Annotated in this window: 12 protein-coding genes and 1 tRNA gene; 7 read left to right on the forward strand and 6 right to left on the reverse strand. The window is 33.0% G+C overall.

The genetic code is table 11. From position 1 onward, the window contains the following. Nucleotides 1–26 precede the first annotated feature (26 nt). On the forward strand, nucleotides 27–890 hold the full coding sequence (locus tag AC3IPI_RS18490; protein ID WP_323491416.1) for a bestrophin family protein: 864 nt from the start codon (nucleotides 27–29) through the stop codon (nucleotides 888–890). 73 nt (nucleotides 891–963) lie between these two features. Then, the gene (locus AC3IPI_RS18495) at nucleotides 964–1,887 is read left to right on the forward strand and encodes an AraC family transcriptional regulator (protein WP_489154770.1); all 924 of its coding nucleotides are present in this window, start codon (nucleotides 964–966) and stop codon (nucleotides 1,885–1,887) included. 459 nt (nucleotides 1,888–2,346) lie between these two features. Here AC3IPI_RS18495 and AC3IPI_RS18500 read toward each other — a convergent pair whose 3' ends face one another. The 3 genes from AC3IPI_RS18500 to AC3IPI_RS18510 form a co-directional block, all read right to left on the reverse strand. Beyond that, a complete protein-coding gene (locus AC3IPI_RS18500) occupies nucleotides 2,347–2,721 on the reverse strand; it encodes a DUF779 domain-containing protein (RefSeq protein ID WP_039112151.1) in 375 nt (124 codons plus the stop codon). 64 nt (nucleotides 2,722–2,785) lie between these two features. After that, entirely contained in the window at nucleotides 2,786–3,820 is a 1,035-nt protein-coding gene (gene adhP / locus AC3IPI_RS18505) for an alcohol dehydrogenase AdhP (RefSeq protein WP_489154773.1), read from the reverse strand. A gap of 62 nt (nucleotides 3,821–3,882) precedes the next feature. Continuing rightward, nucleotides 3,883–5,388: an aldehyde dehydrogenase family protein gene (locus AC3IPI_RS18510; RefSeq protein WP_489154775.1), complete on the reverse strand. Its 1,506-nt coding sequence runs from the start codon at nucleotides 5,386–5,388 to the stop codon at nucleotides 3,883–3,885. A gap of 276 nt (nucleotides 5,389–5,664) precedes the next feature. On the opposite strand from AC3IPI_RS18510, the gene pheT reads away from it, so the two are divergent. Then, nucleotides 5,665–8,085, forward strand: coding sequence for a phenylalanine--tRNA ligase subunit beta (gene pheT, locus AC3IPI_RS18515; protein ID WP_086895997.1), 2,421 nt, complete (start codon nucleotides 5,665–5,667; stop codon nucleotides 8,083–8,085). Nucleotides 8,086–8,149: 64 nt separating this feature from the next. On the opposite strand, the gene AC3IPI_RS18520 is transcribed toward pheT, so the two are convergent. Beyond that, nucleotides 8,150–8,929, reverse strand: a complete 780-nt coding sequence (locus AC3IPI_RS18520; RefSeq protein ID WP_489154777.1) for a hypothetical protein — start codon at nucleotides 8,927–8,929, stop codon at nucleotides 8,150–8,152. 39 nt (nucleotides 8,930–8,968) lie between these two features. Beyond that, the gene (locus tag AC3IPI_RS18525) at nucleotides 8,969–9,481 is read right to left on the reverse strand and encodes an adenine phosphoribosyltransferase (RefSeq protein WP_489154779.1); all 513 of its coding nucleotides are present in this window, start codon (nucleotides 9,479–9,481) and stop codon (nucleotides 8,969–8,971) included. A gap of 116 nt (nucleotides 9,482–9,597) precedes the next feature. On the opposite strand from AC3IPI_RS18525, the gene AC3IPI_RS18530 reads away from it, so the two are divergent. From AC3IPI_RS18530 to AC3IPI_RS18540, 3 genes are all read left to right on the forward strand, one after another. After that, nucleotides 9,598–9,671 (forward strand) — tRNA-Arg (locus AC3IPI_RS18530). Nucleotides 9,672–9,785: 114 nt separating this feature from the next. Then, on the forward strand, nucleotides 9,786–10,031 hold the full coding sequence (locus AC3IPI_RS18535; protein WP_039118581.1) for a ribbon-helix-helix domain-containing protein: 246 nt from the start codon (nucleotides 9,786–9,788) through the stop codon (nucleotides 10,029–10,031). After that, nucleotides 10,024–10,302 (forward strand): type II toxin-antitoxin system RelE/ParE family toxin, encoded by a 279-nt coding sequence (locus tag AC3IPI_RS18540; RefSeq protein WP_489154782.1) that lies wholly within the window; start codon nucleotides 10,024–10,026, stop codon nucleotides 10,300–10,302. The genes AC3IPI_RS18535 and AC3IPI_RS18540 overlap by 8 nt, the downstream gene beginning before the upstream one ends. A gap of 317 nt (nucleotides 10,303–10,619) precedes the next feature. Here AC3IPI_RS18540 and AC3IPI_RS18545 read toward each other — a convergent pair whose 3' ends face one another. Continuing rightward, on the reverse strand, nucleotides 10,620–11,180 hold the full coding sequence (locus tag AC3IPI_RS18545; RefSeq protein WP_489154784.1) for a hypothetical protein: 561 nt from the start codon (nucleotides 11,178–11,180) through the stop codon (nucleotides 10,620–10,622). 287 nt (nucleotides 11,181–11,467) lie between these two features. Here AC3IPI_RS18545 and AC3IPI_RS18550 point away from each other — a divergent pair, with 287 nt between their 5' ends. Beyond that, on the forward strand, nucleotides 11,468–11,875 hold the full coding sequence (locus AC3IPI_RS18550) for a helix-turn-helix domain-containing protein (protein ID WP_489154786.1): 408 nt from the start codon (nucleotides 11,468–11,470) through the stop codon (nucleotides 11,873–11,875). Nucleotides 11,876–11,892 lie beyond the last annotated feature (17 nt).

The following is an 11,892-nucleotide window of genomic DNA, read 5'->3' on the forward strand; positions in this document are numbered from 1 at the left end:
CTAAATTTGTTTCAAACACATAGCAAATGATATCATATAATACAAAAGACTGGTTTACCTTTATTTTTCATTTTCATAAATCAGACACAGTTAGGAAGTTGTTTCCTATCATGATTGCTATTGCAATATACGCGTCAACTGTTGGTTATCTGGAAATTTATTATTTTAAAATAACTAAAAACGATTATGTTCAGAATATTCCAATTATGCACGGAATGTTAGGTTTTGTAATTTCGTTACTGCTAGTTTTTAGAACAAATACAGCATATGATCGCTGGTGGGAAGGAAGAAAGTTATGGGGAAGCCTTGTAAATAATAGCCGAAATCTTGCTATTAAACTTTCAGCTATGCTAAAAGATGAAAATGATAGAAAATTTTTCAGAAAATTCATTCCGCTATATGCTGATATTTTGCATAAGCATTTGCATGATTCAGAAACAAGTAAACAACTTTTTGAAGACGTAGATTTAGAAATAGATCACCACAAACACAAGCCAAATCAGGTAAAGAGAATCATATTTCATAAAATAAATGATTTATACGATGCTAAAAAAATATCTGGTGAACAACTCATTATTTTAAATGATGAATTGCAAGCATTTACAGATGTTTGTGGAGCTTGTGAAAGAATTAAAAACACGCCTATTCCCTACTCTTACAGTGCGTTTATCAAAAAATTTATTTTCTTTTACATTATGACTTTGCCTTTTGGTTATTCTATTAGCTTAGGGTATTATGTTGCTCCTGTAGTTGTTTTTGTTTTTTATGTACTGGCGAGTTTAGAACTTATTGCAGAGGAAATTGAAGATCCATTTGGTGATGATGAAAATGATTTACCGACCAAAAAAATAGCCGAAAACATTAAGAAACATGTCGAAGAGTTGATTTAATTAAACGTTAAATCTACTCTTCTTATAATTATTTTGCTTAAATTTAAAGTTCCGTCTTAAAATTTAAAAAGCAATGAATAATCAACGTTATTTAATCAATCCACTTCAACTATCAAAAGAGAAATCGTTAAAAACTCTTGTAGAAAACAGGACAATTTATAACTTGAATCATTGTGAGTTAAATATTTTTGAAACATACGAATCATCTACTTTAGTTCCTTTAAAATTTGATGATTTGGTTGTTACAAGTATGTTGAGAGGAAAGAAAATAATGCATCTCTTTGATGATCCCGAATTTGATTATTTACCAGGAGAAACTGTTGTAGTTCCTGCAAATGTAGAAATGAAAATTGATTTTCCAGATGCTACAAGAAATAATCCCACGCAATGTTTGGCTCTGGCAATTGAGCAATCTAAAATTACAGACACTTTAAATTTCTTAAACGAACGATATCCAAAAGAAGGAAAGGATATGTATTGGCAATTAAATTATCAGAATTATTTCTTTTATAATAATGTCGATATGGCTACTACAATCAATAAGCTTATAAAAGAATGTATGAGTACCTCGATAACCAAAGATGTTTTGGCAGATTTGACCTTGAAAGAATTGTTGATTCGAATAATACAAACTCAAACGGTAAAATCTATTAATGAAGGAACAGTAATTCAGGCAAATAATCCAATAACAGAAGTTACAGAATTCATCAAACAGAATTTAAAGGAAAACATGAACTTAAAAAGCTTGAGTGATAAAGCGTGTATGAGTACAGCTTCATTCTACCGCTTTTTTAAGAGAGAATTAGGAATGAGTCCGATAGAATATATATTGAATGAGAAAATAAAATGTGCCAAAAATTTATTGAAGAATCCTTCCATACAAATTAATGAAGTTTGCTATTTATCAGGATTTGGAGACGCAAATTATTTCATCCGATTATTTAAAAAACACGAAGGTATTACACCAAAACAATATCAGTTGTTGTTTATAAATTGAGGCACTAAGGCTCTGAGGCACTAAGGTTTCTAGAAAAGGTTCTGAGGGACAAAGAGACAAAGGTTTCTTATAGAAACGGGAACCAATCTATCTTGTTATAAAGAAATTTTAGTGATACATAACCACAAACTTGTCACCCTGACGCAGGAAGGGTCTCCGCTAGTAACTCGAGAATTTAAGGAAGGTACAAAGTTGCAAAGGTTCTAAGGTTAAAAAAAAGGTGCAAAGAGGCAAAGGTTCTGAGGCGCTAAGGTTTCTTATCGAAACGTGAACCATCTATCTTGTTATAGAAAAACTTTCCCACAATACAACCACAATCTTGTCACCCTGACGCAGGAAGGGTCTCCGCTAGTAACTCAACAATTATTGCGCAAAAAAAAGACGCACTGCGGTGCGCCTCTACAAGAAACCTTTGTCGCTTTGTCTCTTTGCACCTCTGAACCTTAGCCCCTCTAAACCTTAAGAAATAATTCTAATCGGTTCCAAATCTTTCTCCTCATCTTCAGTGAAAATTCGGTATTCTATCTGGAATGTTTTCTTTAATGGTGTTTCCAATGAAAATCCGCCCACACCAAAAGCATCAATTACATTGAGAGTAAAATGGGCATGTTTCCAATATTCGAATAGATCTTTGTCTACCCAAAATTCTGTATCTTCGATTGTACCAATACATACATCTCCCATTCGTTGGTAAAAACCTCCTTTTTCAAAGCATTGCGGTTGTGTTCCTTCACAACATCCTCCGGCTTGATAAAACATTAAATCACCATGTTTTTCTTTTAATATATTTATCAATTCTATGGCTTTATCTGTGGCATCGATTCTTTTTATCATGATTTTGTATTTAAAAAAAGCAACAAACTTTAAAATTATAAAGTTTGTTGCTTTCATGATTTAATTATGGTTTTGCAATCTCAAGCACTACCCTACCCTCAATTTGTCCTTTTTTCATTTTGTCAAAAACATCATTGACATCTTCTAATTTTGCGGGAGTAATTGTTGCTTTTACTTTTCCTTCTACAGCAAATTCTATTGCTTCTTTCATGTCTTTACGTGTACCAACAATTGAACCGCGAATTGTAATTCTGTTTAAAACAGTATCAAAGATTGATAAATCAAAGTTTCCTGGAGGAAGTCCATTAAGAGCCATTGTACCTTTTCGTCTTAAAGTTTCAAGACCTTGCTTGAATGCTATAGGAGAAACGGCGGTTATTAATGCCCCATGCATTCCACCAACTTCTTTTTTTAAAAATTCTCCAGGATTTTGATTTTTTGCGTTTACTACTAAATCTGCTCCAAGTCTTTTAGCTAAATCAAGTTTATCATCGGCAACATCTATTGCTGCAACATGCATTCCCATTGCTTTAGCGTATTGTACAGCAACGTGACCTAATCCTCCAATTCCTGAAATTGCTACCCATTCTCCTGGTTTAACTTCAGTTTCTTTAAGTCCTTTATATACGGTTACTCCTGCACAAAGTATGGGAGCCATTTCCATAAAATTGACATTTGATGGTAAAAGTCCAACATATCTTGCATCGGCAATTACATATTCGGCAAATCCACCATCTACGCTGTAACCACCATTTTGTTGTGTATCGCATAAGGTTTCCCAACCTGTAATACATTGATCACATCCTCCACAGGCACTATAAAGCCATGGTACGCCAACAGCATCGCCTTCTTTTACATTTTTTACATCCTGACCTAGCGCAACAACATAGCCCACGGCTTCATGTCCTAGAATTAATGGCATTTTGGGTTTTACGGGCCAATCCCCTTCTATGGCGTGTAAATCGGTATGACAAACTCCGCTTGCAATGACTTTTACAAGGATTTCGTTTTTACCTGGTCGCTTAACTTCGACTTCTTCAATCTTCAAAAGAGAACCAAATTCCCTTACAACTGCGGCTTTCATTGTTTTTGGCAACATAATTTTATTTATTTGCAAGAGCAATAATTAATAGTTTATTACTCTTTGGTTTATACAATTCTTTAAAAGAAACCTAATTTCTTTTTATCATAAGAAATCAACATGTTTTTGGTTTGGCGGTATTGTCCCAACATCATTTTGTGGTTTTCGCGACCTATCCCGGATTGTTTGTAACCTCCAAATGGTGCGCCTGCAGGATAAGAATGATACTGATTTATCCAAACACGACCGGCTTGAATTGCTCTCGGAACCTGATAAATTTCGTGTGCATCACGTGTCCAAACTCCGGCGCCTAAACCGTACATTGTATCATTTGCAATAGCAATAGCTTCTTCGGTGGTTTTAAAAGTAGTTACGGCTAGAACTGGTCCGAAAATTTCTTCCTGAAAAATTCTCATTTTATTATTTCCTTTAAACAAAGTAGGCTTGATGTAGTAACCACCTTCTAAATCTCCGCCTAAATTATTTTCTTCACCACCAGTAAGTAATTCTGCGCCTTCTTCTTTTCCTAATTTTATATAAGAAAGGATTTTTTCTTTTTGCACTATCGAAGTCTGTGCGCCAATCATGGTTGTTTTATCCAGTGGATTTCCGGCAATAATAGCTTCAGTTCTTTCGATTACTCTTTTAATAAATTTATCATAGATATCTTCATGAACTAATAATCGTGAAGGGCATGTACAAATTTCTCCTTGATTCAATGCAAATAAAACAGCTCCTTCTATGGCTTTGTCAAAGAAATCATCGTCATGATCGGCAATAGATGGGAAGAATATGTTAGGTGATTTTCCGCCTAATTCTAATGTAACCGGAATAATATTTTCGGTAGCATATTGCATTACTAATCGTCCTGTTGTAGTAGAACCTGTAAACGCTGCTTTAGAAACTTTTTTATTGGTAACTAACGGACGCCCTAGTTCGGCACCAAAACCATTTACAATATTTAAAACTCCCGGAGGAAGAATATCTCCTATAAGTTCCATTAATACTAATATAGAAATCGGTGTGCTCTCGGCAGGTTTTAAAACAATTGTATTTCCTGCTGCAAGTGCCGGAGCTATTTTCCAGACAGCCATTAATATCGGAAAATTCCAAGGAATAATTTGAGCAACTACCCCTAATGGTTCGCTTAATGCGATAGAAACTGTTTGTGAATCTAGTTCGGCAATCGAACTTTCTTCGGCACGAATTACACCAGCAAAATATCTGAAATGATCTATTGCCAATGGAATATCTGCGGCTAAGGTCTCACGGATTGGTTTTCCGTTATCAATTGTTTCTACAGTTGCAATATATTCTAGATTGTCTTCTATCTTTTGAGCAATCTTATTTAGTAAAATACTACGTTCAGTTACCGAGGTTTTTCCCCAGGTTTTAAATGCTTCATACGCTGTATCTACAGCCAGATCAATATCTTCTTTGCCAGAATGGGCTGCTTTTGTAAAGACTTTACCGTCTATTGGAGAAAGAACATCAAAATATTCTCCTTTTATAGGTGCTACAAATTTTCCACCAATGTAATTATCGTATTTTGCCTTAAAGTCAGGTCTTTTTGCTAGAGTACTCATAAAAATATTTTTTTTGGATTCATTTCAAATTTACTTTCATTCTCTTGTAAAGAATAGCACAATTCATTCATCTGATAGCACAAAAAATGCAGATTCTCTTTTATAACTAAAATTTAATACTCTATTAGTAAAATATTACCATAAAAAACAAAGTATATTCAAAAAATACTGATTTATAATAAAGTAAAAACAGCTGTAAAAAACCAAATAAATTGTTTCCTACTACAATGTGCAATCCTTATATTTGTAAACTTATTCAAGAATAATATTACTCAAATGAAAATATCTTACAACTGGTTAAAACAATTCATTAAAATAGATTGGAAATCCGAAGAAACATCTGCTTTGCTTACTGACCTTGGTCTTGAAGTAGAAGTGGTTGAAAAATACCAATCGATAAAAGGAGGATTAGAAGGTATTGTTGTTGGGCATGTATTAACCTGTGTACAGCACCCGGATGCTGACCGATTAAAAGTTACAACTGTAGATTTAGGTTTAGAACATCCTGTACAAATTGTATGTGGGGCAGCTAATGTTGCTGCTGGACAAAAAGTGCCAGTTGCTACTATTGGTACTGTTTTATACGATAAAAACGGAGAATCTTTTACTATCAAAAAAGGAAAAATACGCGGACAGGAAAGCCACGGTATGATTTGCGCCGAAGACGAATTAGGTTTAGGAACTGGTCATGATGGAATTATGGTCTTAGACGAAGCTTTGAAACCAGGAACTCCTGCAGCAGAAGTTTTTAATATAGAAAATGATGAAGTTTTCGAAATAGGATTAACTCCTAACCGTGCCGATGCAATGAGCCATCTTGGTACTGCACGTGATTTACGTGCGGGATTGTTACAAAGTGGTGTAAACGTAGAATTAATTACTCCGTCGGTTAGTAATTTTAGAGTTGACATGCGAACTTTAAAAATTGATGTTAATGTCGAAGAACCTTCTTTGGCACCTAGATACTGTGGTGTTACTATTTCTGGAATTACAATAAACGAATCTCCTAGCTGGCTACAAAACAGATTAAAAGCTATTGGGATTACTCCAAAAAATAATATTGTTGATGTTACAAACTATGTGCTACATGAATTAGGGCAACCTTTGCATGCATTTGATGCTAGTAAAATCAACGGGAAAATAATTGTGAAAACACTTCCTGCAGGTACTAAATTTGTAACGCTGGACGATGTAGAAAGAACTTTGCACCAAGAAGATTTAATGATTTGTGACGAAAAAGGTCCGTTGTGTATTGCAGGGGTTTTTGGAGGAAAAAAATCTGGCGTGACTGATACAACAACTTCTATATTCTTAGAAAGTGCTTACTTTAATCCTGTAAGCGTTCGTAAATCAGCCAAAAGACATCAATTAAATACAGATGCATCTTTTAGATTTGAAAGAGGTATTGATCCATCGATTACTGCGTATGCATTAAAACGTGCTGCTTTATTGATAAAAGAAATTGCTGGAGGAGAAATAACTTCTGATATTGTTGAGATTTACCAAAAGAAAATTGAGGATTTCTCTGTGTTTTTAAATTTCAGCCATGTTTCAAAAATTATTGGACAAGAAATTCCAAAAGATACCATTAAGAAGATATTAGTATCTCTGGATATTAAAGTTAATAGTGTTTCTGAAGCTGGTTTGGGATTAACAATTCCTGCTTATCGTGTAGATGTGCAACGTGAAATTGATGTTATCGAAGAAATTCTAAGAGTTTACGGATATAACAATATTAATTTCTCTAAAAAATTCAATGCGACAGTTGCTAATTCGCCAAGAACAGAAGATTATAAAGTACAAAATAGTATTGCAGCTCAACTGAATTCACAAGGTTTTCACGAAATGATGGCCAATTCATTAACAACAGCGGCTTATGCTAATCTTTCGACACTATTAAAAGAAGAGCATAATGTGACTATATTAAATCCGTTAAGTAATGATTTATCAGTAATGCGTCAATCATTATTGTTTTCAGGATTAGAAGCAATTTCATATAATGTCAACAGAAAAAACTCAGATTTAAAATTATTTGAATTCGGAAAATCATACCATAAATTTCTTAATGGTTATGAAGAACATAAACACCTTACTTTGTTTATTACTGGAAACAGAAATAAAGAAACCTGGACAAATGGTTTACAATCTACAGATTTCTTTTTATTAAAAGGATATGTAAAAGGTGTAATCTCTAGATTAGGAATTGATAAAATCCTTAATATTCCAACACAATCAGATGTGTTTTCTGAAGGTGCTGCCATTGGATATGGTCATGATACTCTGGTTGAAATGGGAGTTGTAAAAAAATCAATTTTAAAGCACTTCGGGATTAAACAAGAAGTTTTTTATGCTGATTTTAACTGGGATTTAATTTTGAAAATAATTACAGGTAAAATTAAATATACCGAAATTCCTAAATATCCAGAAGTACGCAGAGATTTAGCTTTATTGATTGACAAAAATGTAACTTACGATAGTATTTACAATCTTGCTAAGCAAACAGAAAAATCTTTATTAAAAGATGTAAATCTATTTGATGTGTATGAAGGTAAAAATCTTCCTGAAGGCAAGAAGTCTTACGCGTTAAGCTTTACCATTCAGGATAACACAAAAACGCTTACAGACGCTCAAATTGATAAAATCATGAGTAAATTGCAACAAAACTTTGAAACTGAACTTGGGGCAACCTTACGATAGTTAAAAGTTGTATTATAAAAGAAATCCGCTAGAAAGAATATTTAATTCTCTAGCGGATTTTTTATTACTTAAATTCTATTAATTTTTCATTTGGCAAATCATATTCATATAAGACTCTGGTTGCATTATCTACATATAACCATTGCATTATACTTGTACGATTTTCAAATTCATTAGCGATGCCTAAAACCGTATAAGAACGTCCGTCCTCTTCTCTATCTTCTATTGAGTAAGATATACTTAGATTTGGATCATTTAAGTTAGCCTTTACGAGTTCACTTTTAGAATTAGCCAAATAATATTCGACTAAAGTGTACAGATAATCTTTAAACTCAGTAGTATATTTATCCTCCCCATCTGCCCAATTGTATTTCATTGGCTCTGGGTGTTTTTTTCTAAATAGAGTCACACTTCCGTCTTTTACTTTTTTAGCGCTTACAAACCATTCTGTAAAATCTCGTGTTTCTCCATCTCCTGAAATAAAGACACTATCAATCTTCCATTTAAATTCATAAATATCCCCCAGAGTATATTTAAGATCTTCCTCGGAAGTTATGTTAGACGTTAAAAATGTTATCTTGTTATTCTTTTTAATTTTAACATATGAATAATCTCCACCTTCATTAAACCCTGCATATTCGGCTACATCAGTATATACTTGCTGCAATTTTAATTTTTCGCTCGGACGTATTTCACTTTTAAACTCACTAGGGATATTATTAATAGTATCCTTTGCGTTTGGAATTTCCTTTTGAGAAATTGAATCAGTTTTAATGGCTACGTCGTTATTATTTTTGCAAGAAATTAATAATGTAAATAAGGCTAACGAATAAAATGCTTTCATTTGGTTAATTTATGTTTTTGATGCTTGTGTAGAATTACTCTAATATGTTATAGCAGCAAAAATAGGATTTTCCTTTATCTTTTCTCTTCCGTTTAAAAAAGATAGTTCCATTAAAAAATTACATTGTACAATTTCTCCTCCTAGTTCATTAACTAAATCACAAAGTGCCTTGGCTGTTCCGCCTGTAGCTAACACATCATCGTGTATTAATACTTTATCACCTTTTTTTATTGCATCAATATGCATTTCTAATGAATCTGTACCGTATTCCAAATCATATTCTGCCGAAATTACTTTATAAGGAAGCTTTTTGGGTTTTCTTACAGGTACAAAACCTGCGTTTAATTTTTGTGCTAATAGCATTCCGAAGAAAAAACCACGACTTTCTGCTCCTATTACCTTGTCGATTTTTTGTCCTTTTAAAGAATCTAATAAAATCTGTAGACATTCTTCTCTGGCAATTGGGTCATTTAAGAGCGGAGTGATATCTTTAAACAATATTCCTTTTTTTGGAAAATCCTGAATATCACGGATGTAATTTTTTATTTGCATTTTTTTTTAATTTTCTGTTGTTTTTCGCTTGTATATCTCACATTTGTTTCTATCTTTGCACCCGCAATAAGCGCTCAACAAAGCTACGAAAAATTAGCCAATTGAGAAACAAAAAAGGCCTCGTGGCGCAACTGAATAGCGCACTTGATTACGGCTCAAGAGGTTACTGGTTTGAATCCAGTCGAGGTCACAAAAAATCCCATTTCTTACGAAATGGGATTTTTTTTATGCCTTTTTATTATTTAATAATTTCCATTTCAAAGTTTTGGTGTAAATTTACACCAAACTAAAGCTTTTTATTATTATGACACGACAAAGTATAACATTAACTGCTCCTAATGAAGAATGGTTGAAAAATCAGGTTAACACAGAAGAGTTTAGTAGTAAAAGTGAAGCTATTAACTATTTGATTAAACAAGCTCGTTCACAAGAAGAATACTATGAGTTTGTGAGATCTAAAATAGATAAGGGAGAAAAAAGTGGTTTTGCAAAAAAACAAACTAGAGAAGAAATGTTAGCCGAATTTAAAAAAGATTTGCCTAATGTATAGCTATTATTTAAGTAGCGAAGCCAAAGAAGATTTAAAAAGAATTTATTATTACGGTGTTAGTAAGTTTGGCATTGATCTAGCTGATAACTATTTTAATATGTTTTACGATTGTTTTGATAAAATAGAGGGAAATCCTTTTTTATTTCCATCTGCCGACCATATTAAAAAAGGATATCGTTATTGTGTTTGTGGTGTTGATACTATTTACTACCAAATCAATGGAAATAAACGGGTAGAGATTATTACCATTATTGGAGGGCAAGACTTTTAGATCTTTTAAAGCCAACAATTTTCTTCAAATCCTGGAGAAAATGGTTTAAAAAGCTATTTACACATACTTTCTTTGCGACTTCGCGGCTTTGCGAGAGATTTATCCGACACAGTATTAAAGGCATTTTTCATAACTTAATGACATTACCCCAAACCTCGGAACACAAAGCTTTGCGTACTTAAATTGTCTAAACACAACTTAAATCTTAGTGAACTCTGTGAAAATCTTTGCGTTCTCTGCGTTAAAAAATAAGATGCATAATGATAAACCTTTGCGGTTAAACAGATTAGTATTCTAAAGCTTGAATAAGGGATATTTTATTCCGTTACAACATCAATCTGATTCTTTTTTTTGATTTTCTCAACACCCCTTTCTCTTATTAATTCCACCGCATCCAGCATTTTGATTAAATAAATATAAGGCGTCGTTAGGTCAGATTCAGCATCTCCGGCATTGGGAGACAAGGAGAGTTCCAGGATTAGACATAAAAACAATTCAAATTCTTCCAGCCTTTTTTCATCAAATGCATTTTGAAATACAATAAAAGGATTATCGTATTCTTCCTTCGTTAGGGAAGTAAGATGAAATACAGTTTCAGAGCGCAAAGACGCTGTAACTTTCCATTTTTTACTTTTCTGTTTTAGGCAGTAACAGATTTTGAGAAAAGAATTAATAATAGTATAAAAGACAAAAACATCGGATGGATTGTCCTGTTTGTAGACTTTTCTTTTATAGCTATAAATTACCGCTTCGGTTAAAGTCTGTTTATAATAATCAAGATCTTCAAAGTCAAAAAAGGCATCAATAGCCTTAAATGGATTTCCCGCCTCAACCCCTGCCCAAAATCTAGTTTCGAAGAATCTTTTATTTTTTTTCATACTAAGGAGATTAAAAATTCTCCGGCAAAGCTCTATTCTTCCCAAAGGATAATCTATTCCTAATACGGATATAATACCGATTGTATACTCAATATAGTCCCATTGCATGGTAACTATTTTCCTATTACATCGGTATTATATCAGAAAACATTGGAGTAAAACATAAATGAAATTGGTATAATATCTGACAAAAGAGATATTTTACGAGATATTTTTTTATCTTTGAAATTCAGGATTTTTATCCAAATGGCTTTATCTTTGAGCCTTCAGAAAAATTGACATTCATTATGGAACAGAAAATACATCAGGGAAGAAACGTAAAACGCTTCAGAGAAATGCTTGGCATCAAACAAGAGGCATTGGCTTATAATCTGGGAAATGACTGGAACCAAAAGAAAATTTCAATGCTGGAGCAAAAAGATGTAATTGAAGATGATATATTGAATCAAATCTCAGATGTCTTAAAAATTCCTGTGGAAGCGTTTCAGAATTTTGATGAGGAACAAGCTGTGAATATTATTGCTAACACTTTTCATGAAGGTGCAGTTGCTAACAATTCTGGATATATCAATTGCACTTTTAATCCAATTGATAAAATTGTACAAATACACGAAGAAAAAATTGCATTGTATGAGCGTATGATGACAGAGAAAGATGAAATGATGGTGAGGCTTGAGAAATTGATAAATAAATAATCGTTTTTCTGATAAAA

The organism is Flavobacterium sp. GL_143 (assembly GCF_057834355.1).

Bases quoted from the DNA above. Each gene is read 5' to 3' on its own strand.
- AC3IPI_RS18550 (WP_489154786.1), top strand. From the start codon at position 11,468: ATGGAACAGAAAATACATCAGGGAAGAAACGTAAAACGCTTCAGAGAA.
- AC3IPI_RS18510 (WP_489154775.1), bottom strand. From the start codon at position 5,388: ATGAGTACTCTAGCAAAAAGACCTGACTTTAAGGCAAAATACGATAAT.
- AC3IPI_RS18545 (WP_489154784.1), bottom strand. From the start codon at position 11,180: ATGAAAAAAAATAAAAGATTCTTCGAAACTAGATTTTGGGCAGGGGTT.
- AC3IPI_RS18535 (WP_039118581.1), top strand. From the start codon at position 9,786: ATGACACGACAAAGTATAACATTAACTGCTCCTAATGAAGAATGGTTG.
- AC3IPI_RS18540 (WP_489154782.1), top strand. From the start codon at position 10,024: ATGTATAGCTATTATTTAAGTAGCGAAGCCAAAGAAGATTTAAAAAGA.
- pheT (WP_086895997.1), top strand. From the start codon at position 5,665: ATGAAAATATCTTACAACTGGTTAAAACAATTCATTAAAATAGATTGG.
- adhP (WP_489154773.1), bottom strand. From the start codon at position 3,820: ATGTTGCCAAAAACAATGAAAGCCGCAGTTGTAAGGGAATTTGGTTCT.
- AC3IPI_RS18525 (WP_489154779.1), bottom strand. From the start codon at position 9,481: ATGCAAATAAAAAATTACATCCGTGATATTCAGGATTTTCCAAAAAAA.
- AC3IPI_RS18500 (WP_039112151.1), bottom strand. From the start codon at position 2,721: ATGATAAAAAGAATCGATGCCACAGATAAAGCCATAGAATTGATAAAT.
- AC3IPI_RS18520 (WP_489154777.1), bottom strand. From the start codon at position 8,929: ATGAAAGCATTTTATTCGTTAGCCTTATTTACATTATTAATTTCTTGC.
- AC3IPI_RS18490 (WP_323491416.1), top strand. From the start codon at position 27: ATGATATCATATAATACAAAAGACTGGTTTACCTTTATTTTTCATTTT.
- AC3IPI_RS18495 (WP_489154770.1), top strand. From the start codon at position 964: ATGAATAATCAACGTTATTTAATCAATCCACTTCAACTATCAAAAGAG.